Raw genomic sequence first — 16,384 nt, forward strand, 5'->3', positions numbered from 1 at the left:
GATTAGATCCGATCGGATTGAGTTAAAACGGAAAGCCGGCCCCCCGCTGCCGGCACGGGCGCATCGGCGCCCTGATCGAGGCGCCGCAGCGCCCCCGTGTCGAAGGCCATCCGTACGATGGTGCCGCCGCCCTCCCGGTCGGCGAAAACCATGGTGCCGTGATGCTCCTCGACGATCTTCTTGACGATCGCCAGCCCCAGCCCGGTCCCGCGCGCGCGCGTCGTCACATAGGGCTCGACGATACGGTCACGCTCCGGTGGCAGGCCGATACCCGTGTCCTCCACCTCGATCGTCAGGACCTCGCCGTCCTCGCGCATCCGCATGGTCACGGTCCCGCCCGGTGCACCCTTGCTTTCGATCGCCTCGACCGCGTTCTTGACGATATTCACCAGCGCCTGGCTCAACTGGCGCCGGTCGCACACCAACGTCGGCATCGTCGCCGGATGATCGAAGGCGAACCGGATGCCAGGATGCGCAACCTCGTGCAGGAACAGCGCCTGGCGACCGATGTCGACTGCCGATTCCTCGCGGAAGACGGGCTTCGGCATGCGCGCGAACGACGAGAATTCGTCGACCATCCGGCGCAGGTCGCCGACCTGCCGGACGATCGTGTCGGTCAACCTGGCGAAGGTCGTATCCTCGGCATCGATCTTGCTGCCGTAGCGACGTTGCAATCGCTCCGCGGCAAGCTGGATCGGCGTCAGTGGGTTCTTGATCTCGTGTGCGATACGACGCGCGACGTCGGACCAGGCGGCACGACGCTGATCGAGAAGTTGCTGGGTGATGTCATCGAAGGTCAGGATGGGGCCGGAGTCGGTACGCGCGATGCGTACCGCAAGTGTCCGCGGCTCTCCGGGACGCGCGATCTGCACGATTGCCTCCCGCTCGCCCGATGCGACGAAATCGGCGAGTTCCGGCGCGGCGTCGCTCAGCTTCCTACCGACGAGCCCATGACCTTCGGCCCCGAGAAGCTCCGTGGCGGAATGATTGACGATACGGATTTCGCCACCGGGAGCCGTGGCAACGACACCCGCGGATACACCGGCCATCACCGCCTCGATCAACGCGCGACGTGCGTCCAGCTGATCGTTCGCGGTCAGCAATTCAGTATTCTGCTCCTGCAGACGCCCCGTCATCTGATTGAACGCATGAGCGAGCGTGCCGATCTCATCCCGCCCACGCGGATCGGGTACGCGAGCGCTCAGGTCGCCACCGGTGACCCTGCGCGCCGCTCCCACCAGCTCGCCCACGGGCCGCACGAGGCGATCGGCGACATTCAGTGCGAACCAGACGGCGAATGCCACGATGAGAAGCGACACGACAAGCAATGCGGCATTGAAGCGCAACTGCAGGGTTCTCGATCGTGCCTGCATCGCGCGGAAGTCGGCGGTGATCTGCTCCCCGCGCCGCCACTGTGCCGCGGTCTCCGGATCGAATACCCGGGCGGCGTACAGATAGGCCCCCTCGCCATATTTCATAGGAATGATGACCGCGACCCGGTCCTTCGCCTCGATGACCACCTTCTTGGCGCCGGATCGCAGTTTCGCGACGATCTGAGGCGTGAGCACGCGGTCGAGACGGCGATGGTACGGATTGATGAAGGCCTGTGGGACCGCTTCGCCCTTAATGTAGAACGCCGCTTCCGAAAGGTTTCTGTTGAGCGCCTGGTATGCGATGCCCTGCGCGAAATATTCGCTGTCGACGGCATGATCGGTCAGATAATAACCAAGGTCGGTCGTCATCGCCTCAGTCTGGCCCGTGACGCGATCGAGTTCTTGGTTGTAGTTGATGCGCAGCAGCGACGTCGCATTTTCGAGCATGCCACGCGCGCGATCGGACGACCAGAATTCGACGCCGTACTGAAACAGCAGCGAGGCGAAGATCGTGACGAGAAGGGCCGGCACCGCGGCGACCGCGGAAAAGATTGCGACCAGCCGGACATGGAGCCGTCCTTCGCCGCCGATCAAGGACTGAGCCGCCCGCCGGCGGGCGATGCGGCGGCCAGCCAGCATAAGCAGGAGGATACCGGGCACGAGGTTCGCGACGAGCAGCAACGCCATCACGGGCGGAGACAGCGGCACCTGAGGCGCACTCGTCCCCGCGATGACGAAATAGGTCGCGCCGACCACCGCGAGCCCGACGAACAGCACGACGGCCTCCAGAGCCGGCGTGATCCGAAACCAACGGCGGGGTTCGTCGTGCGTAGGGGCGGCCGGGGCAGGCGCTGTCATCCTGCCCACAGTACAACGCACATTGTTGCACGGAAACCACAATCTTTTCTGACCGGATTTCGGTTCGTCACGCGCCGCCAAGCCGTCGGCCGCAAAAATATCGCGTCAATCCTCGTTCTTGGCCTGAATGCCCAGCGTATCGAGACGCTTGCGTAATGTGTTGCGATTCAGTCCCAGGGCGCGCGCCGCGCGCAACTGATTGCCGTGGTGGCGGGCGAGCATCGACTCGATCAACGGGCGTTCGACCTCCCCGATGACACGGTCGTACAGCGTGCCGTCATCGAGCGCGTCGGGCCGTTCGCGCGCGATCCGTTCGATCAGATGGTGCACAGCCGCCGCGATCTCCGGAACCGCGCGCTCGCCAGCCTCGATCGGCGCGCCGAGCATCGTGCGGATCGCGAAGACGTCGATCACCTCGTCGCGCGCCAGCGCGGCAAGCCGCCGCATCAGGTTCTCCAGTTCGCGCACGTTGCCTGGCCAGTCATAAGCGGCCAGCGCGGCCTGTGCGTCGTCGGTCAGGCGTCGACGCGGCAGGCCCTGCGCGGCTGCCGTTTCGAGGAAGTGGCGGGCGAGCAACGGAACGTCCTGCCGTCGTTCGCGCAGCGGCGGCAATGCTACGGGCACGACGTTGAGCCGGTAATACAGGTCCTCGCGGAAATGACCGGACGTCACCTGGCCCGCAAGGTCTCGATTGGTGGCCGCGACGACGCGCACATCCGCGCGCATGGCGCGCGCGCCCCCCACGGTCGTGAACTCGCCCGACTGGAGCACCCGCAGCAGTCGCGTCTGCGCCTCGATCGGCATGTCGCCGATCTCGTCGAGGAACAGGGTTCCACCCGCGGCCTGTTCGAACCGGCCGGCGTTGCGCTGGCCCGCACCGGTGAAGGCGCCACGTTCGTGCCCGAAAAGCTCCGCCTCGATCAGTTCGCGGGGGATCGCGGCCATGTTGATGGCCACGAAAGGTGCGTCGCGCCGATGACCCAGATCGTGGATGGCACGCGCGACGAGCTCCTTGCCGGTACCGGATTCTCCCGAGATGAGGACGGTGAGATCGTTCGAGACGACGCGGGCGATGATCCGATAGACGTCCTGCATCGCCGCGGATCGACCGATCAGTGGCAAGGCCGGGTCCTCGGCGGCATCGGCCTGTGGCGAGGGGACGCCCCGCGCCAGCGCGCCGGCGACGGCGCCCGTCAGCGCATCGAGGTCGAACGGTTTGGGCAGATAGTCGTAGGCGCCGACCTCGTTCGCACGCACTGCGGTGGTGAGCGTATTCTGCGCCGACAGGATGATGATCGGCAGCTGCGGCAGGCGGGCACCGATCTCCTTCACGCGCGCGATCCCGTCGCCGTCCGGCAGGACGACGTCGGTCACGAGCACGTCCGGTACGCGGGTGGCCAGGATGCGGTCGAGTTGCGCGAGCGTCTCGGCGGTCTGCACGTCGTGGCCCGCACGACGGAGCGCCTGGCTGACGACCGTACGGATCGCGGCGTCGTCGTCGACGACGAGGATCCGGTTGACGGCGCGAGTCACGAGGCAGCCCTCGGCAGCAGCAGGCGCAGGGTCGTCATCTCCGGGGTTCCTTCGCGGGCATATTGTACGATGCCGCCCATGTCGCGCATCAGCTTGTCGACGAGCGCGAGCCCAAGTCCCTGCCCCTCCGGACGGCCGGAGACGAAGGGATCGAACAGATGGTCCGCGATATCGGGCGGCGCGCCAGGCCCGTTGTCGATGACGCAGATCTCGATCGGCAGTGGTATGCGTGGCCGGCCCGGCGCGGCGCTGACCGACATGCCATGCCGATAGGCCGTCGTCAGGACCAGACGGGGCTGGCGCGTGTCGCGCGTGGCTTCCTGCGCGTTCTTGAGCAGGTTGATGAGGATCTGCAGCAGCGCGTCGCGATCGACCATCGCCGGCGGCAGCGATGGATCGAAGCGCTCCTCGATCGTCAGGCCACGTGCGAAGCCGGCAAGCGCGAGGCGGCGCGCATGCGCGATCAGCGGATAGATGTTTTCGGCACGGACGGGCAAAGGGCGCGTGTCGCTGAAATCCTGCATCCGGTCGATCAGCGCGGCGATGCGGTCGACCTCGGTGACGATGAGGGTCGTCAGCTCACCTGCCCCGATCAACTGGGCAGCACCGCGGATGCCCGACAGCGGGTTCTTGATCTCGTGCGCGAGCATCGCCGCAGCACCGCTCGCCGCCCGGGCGCTGGCGACGCGACCGGCGGAATGGCCCAGGCCCCGTGTGCTCGCGGAGGCGTGCAGGGATATCACGCGCCAGCCGGGATAGTCGGCGAGCATCGCCGCGGCATAGTCGACCCTGATGCGTCCGCGCGGAGTTGCGATGTCGACGTCGTAGACGGCCAGGCCATGACCGTCGCGCCCGTTGTCCTCCGGCGGCGGCAGGATCGCCGTCAGCGGCTGGCCGCGCATCACGCGCTCCGAGAGGTTGAGCAGGCCCTCCGCCAGGGCGTTGGCATGGGCGATGCGCGCCTCCGGGTCGACGACCAGCACCGCCACCGGAAGGGCGGCGAACAGATCGGCAAATCCCGGCCGACCCGCCAAGAGAGGTCAGGCCGCTTCTGACAGCGGAGCTGCGCGCAGCGAGGGCTGACGACGGAACGGCGCGTAGAAGTCGGCAAGCATGCGCTTGACGACGGTCGCGTCCGGCTCCTGGTTCACCGCATTTCGGAACTCGGCCGATCCATTCAGCCCCTTGGTATACCAGCCGATATGCTTGCGTGCCATGTTGACGCCGGTGTGGGTGCCATAATGATCGAGCATCGCTTCGTAATGCTCGGCGATGATGCGATATTGCTCATCCATATCAGGATCGGCGCGCCGCTCTCCGGTCGCAAACCAGTGCATCACCTGCCCCAACAGCCACGGCCGGCCGTAGGCGCCCCGGCCGATCATCACGCCGTCCGCGCCGGATTGCTCCAGCGCCGCCTCGGCATCCTCGATCGAGCAGATGTCGCCATTGGCGATCACCGGCAGGTCGACGGCATCCTTGACCCGACGGATGAACGCCCAGTCGGCTTGCCCCTTGTACATCTGGTTGCGGGTGCGGCCGTGAACGGTGATCAGCTTGACGCCGAGGTCCTGCGCGATTCGCGACAGTTCCGGGGCGTTCAGGCTGTCGTGGCACCAACCCATGCGCATCTTGAGCGTCACGGGCGCGGCCACGGCCTTGACGACGGCATCGATCAGCGCCGCGGCCAATTTCAGGTCGCGCATCAGGGCCGATCCCGCGTCGCCGTTGGTGACCTTGCGGACCGGGCAGCCCATGTTGATGTCGATGATGGCGGCACCACGATCCTCGGCGAGCTTGGCCGCCTCCCCCATCTCATAGGGGGTGCACCCGACCAGCTGCATCGAGACCGGCTCTTCCGAAAGGTGCCAGGCCGCCTTCTGTATGGACTGGCGCGTCTCGCGGATGGCGGCCTGACTGGCGATCATCTCGGTGACATTGAGACCGGAGCCATAGCGACGGACGAGCGTGCGGAAGGGCATGTCGGTGACGCCGGTCATCGGCGCAAGCACGACAGGTTGGTCGATCCGCACGGGGCCGATCTGGATGGGGGTAAGGGTACGCATCGGACTGCCTAAAAATCAGGCACGCCGTACCGCTTCGGCAGTGCGCTGGCAAGGTGCGACGACCGGAGCTAGGGCTGCGCCGATGAACGATCGACCACGAACGACTGCGCTGATCCTGGCGGCGGGCTCCGGCACGCGGGCCGGCGGTGCGATACCGAAGCAATTCGCCAAAATCGCCGGCAAGGCCTTGGTGTCCCATGCCTATGAGGCATTCGCCAATCATCCGGCGGTTGATTCCGTCGTCGTCGTGGTCGCGCCGGGCGCGGAGGCCCAGGCTCGGGACGTGCTTGGCGACGTTCGCCTGGTGACGGGGGGGCAAGCCCGTCGCGAGTCGGTGGCGTTGGGGCTGGCGGCGATCGAGGGGGAGCGCGTCCTCGTTCACGACGCCGCCCGACCTTTCGTACCCGCGGCCGTCATCGACCGCGTCGTCTCGGCGCTGGACCAAGCCGATGGCGCCTATCCCGTGCTCGCCGTCGCCGACACTTTGGTGCGCGACGGCGCAGTGGTGTCGCGTGACGGGTTGTCACGCGTGCAGACGCCGCAGGGCTTCACCCTCGAGGCATTGCGGTCCGCCCACCGCCAATGGCCGGACGGCGAGGAGGCGACCGACGACGCCCAGATGGTGCGGCGGCTTGGCGGACGCGTCGTTCTGGTGCAGGGCGATCCGATGCTCGACAAGGTCACGCATCCCGAAGACTTCGCTGCCGCCGAAAAAAGGGTGGCATGGGAAACACGTAGCGCCTCCGGATTCGACGTCCATCGTCTCGAGGACGGGGAGGAACTGTGGCTGGGCGGCGTCCTCATCCCGCATGACAAGGGCCTGTCGGGCCACAGCGACGCCGACGTCGCGCTGCACGCGATCACCGATGCATTGCTCGGCACGATCGCCGCGGGCGATATCGGCACCCATTTCCCGCCCAGCGATCCGCAATGGAAAGGCGCCGAGTCCGGTCAATTTCTCCGCCATGCCGCCGCTCTAGTGGCGGATGTCGGCGGTCGCGTCGACTTCGTCGACCTGACCCTGATCTGCGAATCCCCCAAGATCGGTCCGCACCGTTCCGCGATGCGGGCGCGGATCGCCACGCTTCTCGACCTGCCTGAGGCGCGCGTCAGCGTGAAGGCTACAACGACGGAGAGGCTCGGTTTCACCGGCCGCGGCGAAGGTATTGCCGCACAGGCCGTGGCGACGATCCGGCTTCCGGAGCAACCGCGATGAAGACTGCGCTGTTCCTCTCCGCCGCGATGCTGCTGCTCGCGCAGCCGGTCCAGGCACAAAGCCGCTGTCTCACCGCGCCGGAAGCCGAGGCGGTGACGCTCGTCGCGCTTCCGACCATCCTAGAGCAGACGGGTGTCGTGTGCGCGACGCGGCTGCCGACGTCGAGCCTGCTTCGGCAGAGCGACGGTCCGTTCCTCGCACGCTACAAGGATGCGGCGGAACGCGCTTGGCCCAACGCCCGTGCGGCGATCGTCAAGCTCAGTGATCCGCTGATCGATGGTCTGCTTCAGTCCGACTATGCCCGACCGTTGCTGACCGCCGCACTGGCGCCGTTGCTGGTCGGAAGGATCAACCCCGCGGATTGCGGCACCATCGATCGACTGGTAACGCAATTGTCTCCGCTCCCGCCGCAGAATGCCGCCGGCGTGATCGTCACCACGCTCGGCTACCTGAAAGCCGAGAAGGCGAAGGGCAAGGACAGCGCCGTGCCGGACCTGCCGCTTTGCGCAGGAAGCGCGCGATGATCGACAGCGTGCTCCCAGCCGAACTCGTCGCGGCGGCGACGAAAGTCATCGAGGCAAACCGCGCCGCGGGACGGATGGTCAGCGTCGCGGAAAGCTGCACCGGGGGCCTCGTCGCCGCGGCGCTCACCGAGATACCCGGATCCTCCGACGTGCTCGGCGCGGGCTTCGTCACCTATTCGAACGACGCGAAGCGTGCGCTGCTGAAGGTCAACGCGGACGTGCTGGACACGTTCGGCGCGGTGTCGATCGCGACCGCCTGGGCGATGGCGCAGGGCGCCCTGGCGCAAAGCGGAGCGGACGTGGCCGTGGCGATCACCGGGGTCGCAGGACCGGGCGGGGGATCGGCGAAGAAGCCGGTCGGCACCGTCATCTTCGCGCGCGCCGAGAAAGGCGCCGATCCGGCCGACGTCCACGCGGACATGAAGGCGTTCGGTGATCTGGGGCGCGGCGGCGTGCGACTTCAGGCCGCGCTGGTCGCGCTCGACCTGTTGTTGCCGTAGAGCTGCGCGGCACGCTCCTCGAACGCGCCGATCATCTTGCGAAGCGCCATGCCGAAGACCTGGCCCGCCAGCATTTCGAAAACGCGGTTCTTGAAGGCGAAGTCGACGACGAAGTCGACGGCGCATCCCTCCCCGTCGGGCCGGAAACGCCAGTCATTGTGGAGATACTTCAGCGGCCCGTCGATATATTCGACATGGATGCGGCCGGGGCGCTCCTTCTCGACCTTCGACGTGAAGGTCTCGCGCAGCCCCTTGAAGCCGACGATCATGTCGGCGAGCGTCGCCGTATCACTGTCCTGGCGCACGCGCATCGCGCTGACCCACGGCAGAAACTCCGGATAGTGCTTCACGTCGGCGACGAGATCGAACATCTGTTCCGGCGTATAGGGAAGCCGGCGCGTCTCATTATGCTTGGGCATGAACCGGCTGCGTCCCCGCCAACTTCGCCGCGCGCGCGGCCTTCATCTTCGCGAAATCGTCGCCGGCGTGATAGCTCGAACGGGTCAGTGGCGAAGACGCGACCAGCAGGAAACCCTTTGCCCGAGCGATCGACGCATAAGCGGCAAAGGCCTTCGGAGTGACGAACTCCGCGACCTTCGCGTGTCGCGGGGTCGGCTGCAGATACTGCCCCATGGTCAGGAAGTCGATGTCGGCGGAGCGCATGTCGTCCATGACTTGATGGACCTCCAGCCGCTCCTCGCCCAACCCGAGCATGATCCCCGACTTGGTGAAGATCGAGGGATCGAGCTTCTTGACGCTCTCCAGCAGCCGAAGCGATGCGTAATAGCGGGCGCCCGGCCGGATCGTCGGATAGAGCCGCGGGACGGTCTCCAGATTGTGGTTGTAGACGTCCGGGCGCGCCGCGACGATCGCCTCGACCGCGGCCTCGTGCTTGTTGCGGAAATCGGGTGTCAGGATCTCGATCGTCGTCGTGGGGTTCGAGCGACGGATGGCTTCGATCACCTTGACGAACTGCTTGGCCCCACCATCGGGAAGGTCGTCGCGATCGACGGAGGTGACGACGATATGCTCGAGCCCCATCTGCGCGGCAGCGTCGGCAACGTTCTGCGGCTCCATCGGGTCGACCGCGCGCGGCATCCCCGTCTTGACGTTACAAAAGGCGCAGGCGCGCGTGCACGTATCGCCAAGGATCATCACCGTGGCATGCTTCTTGGACCAGCATTCCCCGATATTCGGGCACGCCGCCTCCTCGCACACCGTCGTCAGGCTCTTCGAGCGCATCAGTTCGCGCGTTGCGGCAAACCCCGCGCTGGTCGGCGCCTTCACTCGGATCCAGTCGGGCTTGCGCTGCCGCTCGGGGCGGGCCACCTGCGTCATCTCGTTCATGGGCGCGAGATAGCGCCTGTGGCCGCCGGAAACAACGCGTGTGCCACGAAGCGTTGCTATGGGACCGCAAAGGCCCGACGCGCGTTTGCGCGGCGATACGAGCTTGGGAGACGAACGTGACCGATTTTGCCGACATGATCCAGGGCTACCATCGCTTTCGCGACACCGGCTGGGCGCAGCAGCGCGAGCGGTGGGACGAGCTGAAGGACGGCCAGAGCCCCAAGGTTATGGTGATCGCCTGCTCCGACAGCCGGGTCGATCCGGCGCAGATCTTCGACGTCTCGCCGGGCGAGATCTTCGTGGTGCGCAACGTCGCCAACCTCGTTCCGCCCTATGAGGTCGGCGGTGGGCGCCATGGCGTGTCCGCGGCGCTCGAATTCGCCGTGACCCAGCTGGAGGTGCCGGAGGTCGTGGTCATGGGCCATGCCTCCTGCGGCGGGTGCGCGGCGTCGCTGTCCGGCGCGTTCGACGGCCATGCGCCCGGCGACGGTGGCTTCATCGCGCAATGGGTCGGTCTGCTCGACGAGGCGCGTGAGAAGGTGCGCGCGGAAAAGCTCGACGGTCCCGAGGCGACGCGGGCGATGGAGCATGAGGCGGTACGCGTCAGCCTTGCCAACCTGCGTACCTTCCCGTTCGTGAAGGAGCGCGAGGACGCCGGCAAGCTCGCGCTGCGCGGGGCCTATTTCGCCATTGCCGATGGCGTCCTGCACGTCATGGACGATCAGGGCCGCTTCGCCGCGGCATGATGCCCGGCTCCGGACCCGTCACCCAAGCCGTGCCGGTGCGGTGACGGGCCGGAGCCGTCGGATAGCCGATTGCGCAGGTCTAGCGCAGACCCAGCGCCTCTCTGGCGACGCGTTCCAGTTCCGGGTCGAGCGGCGGTGGGGTCATCTCGACATGCTGCTCCAGGGAATCGGCGACAGCGGTCAACGCCGCGATCCGCGCCGATTTCTTGTCGTCGCCGGCGATGACCGTCCAGGGTGCGCCGCCGGTGTCGGTCCGCGCGAACATGTCGTGCATCGCGGTGAGATACGCCCCACGCCGCGCGCGGTTGCGGTAATCGTCGAGGCCGGTCTTCCAGCGCTTCCACGGGTCTTCGAGCCGCGCCTTCAACCGTTTGTCCTGCTCCTTCTGGCTGACGTGCACGAACAGCTTGACCAGCGCCGTGCCGCCTTCGATCAGCTCCGCCTCGAAGCGGTTGATCTCGTCATAGGCCCGTCGCCATTCCTCTTCGGTCGCATAGCCCTCGACGCGCTCGACCAGCACGCGGCCGTACCAGCTGCGGTCGAAGACGCTGATGTTGCCCGGCGCCGGCAGATGCTGGCGGAACCGCCAGAGGAAGTCGTGACGCTTCTCCTCGTCGGTCGGCGCGGCGATCGGAAAGACCTCGTAGCGCCGCTGGTCCCAGCGCTGGGTTAGCCGCTCGATGATGCCGCCCTTGCCGGCGGCATCCCACCCTTCGAGCATGACGACCGCGGCGCGCCCCTGGACGATATGCGCGACCAGGATATGTTCGAGCCGTTTCTGCAGCGCCTTGAGATCGCCGGCATACTCACCCTTGTAGTGGCGGTCGCTCTCATAGTCGTTCAGGTCTATCATCCGTCACCTCCGGCACGTGAACGCGCCAATCCCCGCGGCGACGCAGCACGAACCAGTAATAGGCCGCGGAGCCGAGGATCTGCAGCGCGGTCATGATCAGGCCGGGTCGCCCCTCGTCCGGGTCGAGCCAGCTCGTCCAGGTGACATATCCCAACGCGATCAGCGTCGCGACCGGGGCGAGCGGATAGAGCGGCATGCGATAGGCGGCATGCCCGGTCGCCCCCGTCCGCCGGCCGACGATCGCCGCGACGGCGATGCCCGCGTAGATCGCGACCAGCCCCGTTCCGCTGAGGACGAGCAGCAGCGTCAACGGCAGGAAGCAGCAGCCGACCCCCACCCCGCCGACGATCAGCGTCGCGACCCAGGGCGAACCGAAACGCGGATGGATCGTCGCCATCCACGCATCGAGCGGGCGCCCCCAGCTGCCGTCGCGCGCGGTGCCGTAGAAGAAGCGCGCGCAGGCGAGGATGCAGGCGATGATCGCATTGACGATCGCGACGACGACGCCGATCGCGATCGCATCCGCCATCCAGCCCCCTGCCCGCAGACGCGCGGCCAGGCCGAACGGATCGCCGGCGGTGACGGTCGCGTGCAGATCGCGCGCGCCCATCAGCAACGCCACCGTCGGCGCGATCTCGAACGCCAGCGTCAGTGCCAGGCTGGCGAGGATCGCCCTGGCGATGAGGCGGGACGGCTCCTTCATCTCCTCGCCGAAATAGACCGCGGCGCCATAGCCGTTGAGCGCGAATATGGCGATCGACGTGGCCAGGCCGATCGAGGCGGCGCTCGCCGGCACCAGCGCGCCACCGGCCGGCATCACGGGTGCCGCCAGCATCGCCGCCAGCGGCCGCGCGACGTCGATCAGCCCGAGCGCGGTGACGGCGACCAGGGCGAGGACCTCGCCCAGCAGGAAGATGCCCGTGACCCAGGCGTTGACCCGTATCTGCAGCACCGCGACCAGCGTCGACGCGGCGACGACGGCGACCGCGATCGGCACCGTGGGCAGACCGGGACAGACGGTCGACAGCACAGCGCTGATGCCGAGCGCGGCGACGGGCGGGAAGAACAGGTTGTTGAAGACGTTGACGCCCAGCATCACGAAGCCGGCGAGCGGCCCCAGCGTCCGGGCGACGGCGACATATTCGCCTCCCGCGACCGGCCAGGCGCTGGATAATTCGGCATAGACGAAGGCGGTCGCCACGCAGACGATCCCCGCGAGCACCATCGCCCAGATCGCGCCTGTGCCGGCGACCTGGAGCATGCCCGGTACGATGACGAAGACGGACGATGCGGGGGTGGCGACCGACAGCGTCAGGAACAGCACGCCTGTCACGCCCAGGCTGCGCACCAACGGCCGCGCGGCCCGGGGAAGCAGTTGATCGTCCAGCATCGTCCCCCGCGTCTACCCCGGCGGGGTAGTGACATGGTTAACGATCAGGCGAAAGGCCGTTTTCCCTTCCCATCCCCGGTTTCGGTGCATTATACGTGCAACGCACCCTTGGGGAGACGATCATGCCCTATGAGAGTCCGTGGCAGCCGATGCGACGTTCCGGCCAGGCCGACGACATCGATTTCGAGATCAAGGGCGAGGAGCTGCAGTTCCTCGAGATCGAGCTCGATCCCGGCGAAAGCGCGGTGGCAGAGGCCGGCGCGATGGTGTGGAAGGACGCCGACGTCGCGATGACCACCGTCTTCGGCGACGGCAGCGGCGCGCAGGGCGGCGGCTTCATGGGGGCATTGCTCGGCGCGGGCAAAAGGCTGGTGACGGGAGAGAGCCTGTTCACCACCGTGTTCACGCACGAGGGCCGGGGCAAGGCGCGCGTCGCGTTCGGCGCGCCGACGCCGGGGTCGATCATGCCGATCCGCCTGTCCGAGGTCGGCGGCCAGCTGATCTGCCAGAAGGACGCCTTCCTCGCCGCGGCGAAGGGCGTGCAGCTCGGCATCTATTTCCAGCGCCGCGTGCTGACCGGCCTGTTCGGCGGCGAAGGCTTCATCATGCAGTCGCTGACCGGCGACGGCTGGGTCTTCGTCCACATGGGTGGGACCGTCGTCGAACGCACGCTCGCGCCGGGCGAGGAACTGCACGTCGACACCGGCTGCCTCGCGGCGATGACCGCCACGGTCGACTTCGACCTCGTCACCGTGGGCGGCGTGCGCAGCGCGCTGTTCGGCGGCGAGGGCCTGTTCTTCGCGCGGCTGCGTGGGCCGGGCACGGTGTGGATCCAGTCCCTGCCCTTCTCCCGGCTTGCCGGGCGGATGCTCGCGGCGGCGAACGGACGCGGCGGCAATCGCGGCGAGGGCTCGGTGCTGGGCGGGTTCGGCGACTGGGTGAGCGGAAACGATTGAGCCGGCCGACCGCGCATCGATCAAATAAATGAGAATGCGGCAGGCACGACCTTAGCGCGCCGGCGAAAGGTCACAAAAGTCGCACCCTTTCGCCTTGCGCCACGGCGTGCCGCTGAAGCTGGTGATCCGCGAACGATGTCAAAGAGCCGCAGGACACACCGATAAGCTGGTGGACGCTATCACGATCGCGCCGTGTAGGAAAACGAAGATATATCCGAAACGGATCGTCCTGACGGCGAGGTCGACTCCAGCGCATGCGCACTGACCGCGTCGTCGCATGAGGGACGGACATGTGCGTCCGCCTTCGGTGAGCATCACGGATGGGGTGGTGACGCGGAAAGGGTCAGACGGTCGCCAAGGTTCGCCGCTTTGCCGACCAGTCACGTCGAACCGCGATACCGGATGCAACCCAGAGCGCACCGGCGGCCATGAAGCCGGTCAGCTCGCCGCCCGTCGGCGCTCCCACCAAGAAACCCATGATCGACGCGCCGATCAGCGCCGTTCCGAGAACGAGATACGGGCGAAATCCAGCAGCCAAAGCGATCGGGAGAAAGTGCAGGCCGACGACCAGCGCCATCGATGGCAGCAGGAGGTCGGGCCGATGCAGGTTTATGACGAGGTTGGCGACAAGGAAAAGGCCGACGCCTTCCCCGATGCTGCTCCACATGATCGCGCGTTCTTCCTTCGGTGACGGCCTTATGCCCTCGCCGGGAATGCGGATCACATAGCCTGCGGCGGCACCGATCAGGACAAATGCCAAAAAGGGTAAAGCCAAAGGCGCCCCGGACACATGCCACTGCCAATATAGCGTCAACGAAGCGAACACGGCTCCGAAGAAGCTCATGATCAGCGCGCCCCATGCCCCCACGGATCGTCCCCTTCTCCCCACGGATGCCGCCGACGATACGCCCGCCGTTTGGCCTGGTCGAGAGACAGACGGACAGGCGCTACGCCGACCCCAGCCGGCCGCACGGGCCGACCGAGAGCGTCCGCCGACTTGAACGATCACGGGCCATCGGGCCCGAGGCTTGCGGGCGACGCGCGCGAAGCGCCGGCCCGCCCGCGTCTCGCGCGGCGTTGCAGCCTCCATGCCGGATCTGGTCCAGCATGGCGAAGGACGCGGCTCGCCGACCGGCCGAAGATCAGCCCGCGCTTGGTGCCACGGTCGCGGTCACGCCCGGTGCCGGCTCGACCGGCACGGTGGAACGGATCGCCAGTTCGCGTAGCTGCTTCGGCGCCGCGGGGCTGGGCGCCCCCATCAGGAGGTCCTCGGCGCGCTGGTTCATCGGGAAGAGCGTGATCTCGCGCAGGTTCTGCGCGCCGCAGATCAGCATGACGATGCGGTCGACGCCCGCCGCCATGCCGCCGTGCGGCGGGGCGCCGTACTGGAAGGCGCGGTAGAGGCCGCCGAACCGCTCCTCGACGTCCGCCTTGGACAGGCCGACGAGCTCGAACGCCTTCACCATCAGCTCGGGGCTCTGGTTGCGGATCGAACCCGAGGCGATCTCGAAGCCGTTGCAGACGAGGTCGTACTGGAACGCCTTGATGGTGAGCGGGTCCTGCCCCTCCAGCGCCGCGAGGCCGCCCTGCGGCATCGAGAAGGGGTTGTGCGCGAACTCGACCGACTTCGATTCCTCGTCCCATTCGTAGAAGGGGAAGTCGACGATCCAGCACAGGCGGAAGGCGCCCTGCTCGATCAGGCCGAGCTGGTCGGCGACGCGGGTGCGCGCGGCGCCGGCGAGCTTGGCCGCCGCCTCCGCCTTGCCCGCCGCGAAGAACAGGCCGTCGTCGGGCCCGAGGCCCAGCGCCGCGTACAGCGCCTCCATCTTCTCCGGGCCGTGGTTCTTGGCGATCGGACCACCGAACTCGCCGCCCTTGCGGGTGACGTAGCCAAGGCCGGCATGACCTTCGCCGCGCGCCCATTCGTTCATGTCGTCGAAGAACTTGCGGCTCTTGTCCGCGGTGCCCGGCGCGGGGATGGCGCGGACGACGCCGCCCGAGCCGACGATCTTCTCGAACAGGCCGAAGCCGGACTGGGTGAAATGCGCCGAGACGTCGGTGATGATCAGCGGGTTGCGCAGGTCGGGCTTGTCGCTGCCGTATTTCAGCATCGCCTCGTCATAGGGGATGCGCGGGAACTGGCCGGTCGGCGTCACGCTGCGGCCGTCAGCGAAGGCTTCGAAGATGCCGCCGATCACCGGCTCCATCGTCTCCCACACCTCTTCCTGGGTGACGAAGCTCATCTCGAGGTCGAGCTGGTAGAATTCGCCCGGCAGGCGGTCGGCGCGCGGATCTTCGTCGCGGAAGCAGGGCGCGATCTGGAAATAGCGGTCGAAGCCGGCGACCATCAGCAGCTGCTTGTACTGCTGCGGCGCCTGCGGCAGCGCATAGAATTTGCCGGGGTGGATGCGGCTGGGCACGAGGAAGTCGCGCGCGCCCTCGGGCGAGGAGGCGGTGAGGATCGGCGTCGAATATTCGGTGAAGCCGGCGGCCTCCATGCGGCGGCGCATGTCGGCGATCACCTTCGTCCGGCGTACGATATTGGCGTGCAGAGTCTCCCGGCGCAGGTCGAGGAAGCGATAGCGCAGGCGGATGTCCTCCGGATACTCCTGCTCGCCGGCGACTGGCATGGGCAGTTCGTCGGCGGCGGACAGCACGGTCGCGGCACGGGCGAACACCTCGATCTCGCCGGTGGCGAGATTGGGGTTCACGGTGCCGGCCGACCGCGCCTTCACGCTGCCGTCGATCGTCACCACCGACTCGACGCGGACCTGCTCCAGGATCGGCAGCGCGGGCGAGTCGCTGTCGGCGACGATCTGGGTGATGCCGTAATGGTCGCGCAGGTCGACGAATAGCACGCCGCCGTGATCGCGCTTGCGATGGACCCAGCCCGACAGGCGGACGGTCTCGCCGACGGCCGAGGCACCGAGCGCGGCGCAGGTGTGGGTACGATAGGCGTGCATAGTCAGGTTCCAAACACTCTTCCGTCACGGCGAACCGCACGGGGATGACGTTTTGTCGA

The 16,384-nt window shown here is 67.2% G+C and carries 15 protein-coding genes; 5 read left to right on the forward strand and 10 right to left on the reverse strand.

Going from position 1 to position 16,384, the window contains the following annotated elements:
• Positions 1–2: 2 nt before the first annotated feature.
• The 4 genes from IQ292_RS08805 to dusB all read right to left on the reverse strand — a co-directional run bounded on the left by IQ292_RS08805 (position 3) and on the right by dusB (position 5,830).
• Positions 3–2,231, reverse strand: a complete 2,229-nt coding sequence (locus IQ292_RS08805) for a sensor histidine kinase (RefSeq protein ID WP_203309944.1) — start codon at positions 2,229–2,231, stop codon at positions 3–5.
• A 105-nt stretch (positions 2,232–2,336) separates the two neighbouring features.
• Positions 2,337–3,764 (reverse strand): nitrogen regulation protein NR(I), encoded by a 1,428-nt coding sequence (ntrC, locus tag IQ292_RS08810; RefSeq protein WP_203309945.1) that lies wholly within the window; start codon positions 3,762–3,764, stop codon positions 2,337–2,339.
• On the reverse strand, positions 3,761–4,798 hold the full coding sequence (locus tag IQ292_RS08815) for a two-component system sensor histidine kinase NtrB (protein ID WP_203309946.1): 1,038 nt from the start codon (positions 4,796–4,798) through the stop codon (positions 3,761–3,763). The genes ntrC and IQ292_RS08815 overlap by 4 nt, the downstream gene beginning before the upstream one ends.
• A gap of 6 nt (positions 4,799–4,804) precedes the next feature.
• On the reverse strand, positions 4,805–5,830 hold the full coding sequence (dusB, locus tag IQ292_RS08820) for a tRNA dihydrouridine synthase DusB (RefSeq protein ID WP_203309947.1): 1,026 nt from the start codon (positions 5,828–5,830) through the stop codon (positions 4,805–4,807).
• Positions 5,831–5,912: 82 nt separating this feature from the next.
• On the opposite strand from dusB, the gene IQ292_RS08825 reads away from it, so the two are divergent.
• The 3 genes from IQ292_RS08825 to IQ292_RS08835 are packed head-to-tail and all read left to right on the forward strand — an operon-like array spanning position 5,913 to position 8,070.
• Positions 5,913–7,046 (forward strand): bifunctional 2-C-methyl-D-erythritol 4-phosphate cytidylyltransferase/2-C-methyl-D-erythritol 2,4-cyclodiphosphate synthase, encoded by a 1,134-nt coding sequence (locus IQ292_RS08825; protein ID WP_203309948.1) that lies wholly within the window; start codon positions 5,913–5,915, stop codon positions 7,044–7,046.
• Entirely contained in the window at positions 7,043–7,570 is a 528-nt protein-coding gene (locus IQ292_RS08830; protein ID WP_203309949.1) for a hypothetical protein, read from the forward strand. Before IQ292_RS08825 ends, IQ292_RS08830 begins: the two co-directional genes overlap by 4 nt.
• On the forward strand, positions 7,567–8,070 hold the full coding sequence (locus IQ292_RS08835) for a CinA family protein (RefSeq protein ID WP_203309950.1): 504 nt from the start codon (positions 7,567–7,569) through the stop codon (positions 8,068–8,070). The genes IQ292_RS08830 and IQ292_RS08835 overlap by 4 nt, the downstream gene beginning before the upstream one ends.
• Here IQ292_RS08835 and IQ292_RS08840 read toward each other — a convergent pair.
• Positions 8,031–8,489, reverse strand: coding sequence for a type II toxin-antitoxin system RatA family toxin (locus IQ292_RS08840; RefSeq protein WP_203309951.1), 459 nt, complete (start codon positions 8,487–8,489; stop codon positions 8,031–8,033). The two genes, IQ292_RS08835 and IQ292_RS08840, sit on opposite strands and share 40 nt — an antisense overlap.
• On the reverse strand, positions 8,476–9,417 hold the full coding sequence (gene lipA / locus IQ292_RS08845; RefSeq protein ID WP_203309952.1) for a lipoyl synthase: 942 nt from the start codon (positions 9,415–9,417) through the stop codon (positions 8,476–8,478). The genes IQ292_RS08840 and lipA overlap by 14 nt, the downstream gene beginning before the upstream one ends.
• 116 nt (positions 9,418–9,533) lie before the next feature.
• Here lipA and IQ292_RS08850 point away from each other — a divergent pair, with 116 nt between their 5' ends.
• On the forward strand, positions 9,534–10,163 hold the full coding sequence (locus tag IQ292_RS08850) for a carbonic anhydrase (protein WP_203309953.1): 630 nt from the start codon (positions 9,534–9,536) through the stop codon (positions 10,161–10,163).
• 79 nt (positions 10,164–10,242) lie between these two features.
• Here the strand turns inward: IQ292_RS08850 and IQ292_RS08855 are convergent, their stop codons facing one another.
• Complete coding sequence (locus tag IQ292_RS08855) at positions 10,243–11,016, reverse strand: polyphosphate kinase 2 family protein (protein ID WP_203309954.1); 774 nt, start codon at positions 11,014–11,016, stop codon at positions 10,243–10,245.
• Positions 10,994–12,406, reverse strand: coding sequence for an APC family permease (locus tag IQ292_RS08860; protein WP_203309955.1), 1,413 nt, complete (start codon positions 12,404–12,406; stop codon positions 10,994–10,996). Before IQ292_RS08860 ends, IQ292_RS08855 begins: the two co-directional genes overlap by 23 nt.
• 122 nt (positions 12,407–12,528) lie before the next feature.
• On the opposite strand from IQ292_RS08860, the gene IQ292_RS08865 reads away from it, so the two are divergent.
• Complete coding sequence (locus IQ292_RS08865; protein ID WP_203309956.1) at positions 12,529–13,362, forward strand: TIGR00266 family protein; 834 nt, start codon at positions 12,529–12,531, stop codon at positions 13,360–13,362.
• A 343-nt stretch (positions 13,363–13,705) separates the two neighbouring features.
• Here the strand turns inward: IQ292_RS08865 and IQ292_RS08870 are convergent, their stop codons facing one another.
• Both IQ292_RS08870 and aspS read right to left on the reverse strand, forming a co-directional pair.
• Complete coding sequence (locus IQ292_RS08870; protein ID WP_238940936.1) at positions 13,706–14,206, reverse strand: hypothetical protein; 501 nt, start codon at positions 14,204–14,206, stop codon at positions 13,706–13,708.
• A gap of 298 nt (positions 14,207–14,504) precedes the next feature.
• Complete coding sequence (gene aspS / locus IQ292_RS08875) at positions 14,505–16,325, reverse strand: aspartate--tRNA ligase (RefSeq protein ID WP_203309958.1); 1,821 nt, start codon at positions 16,323–16,325, stop codon at positions 14,505–14,507.
• Positions 16,326–16,384 lie beyond the last annotated feature (59 nt).

It is taken from the genome of Sphingomonas beigongshangi, assembly GCF_016820445.1.
GTDB lineage: Bacteria > Pseudomonadota > Alphaproteobacteria > Sphingomonadales > Sphingomonadaceae > Sphingomonas > Sphingomonas beigongshangi.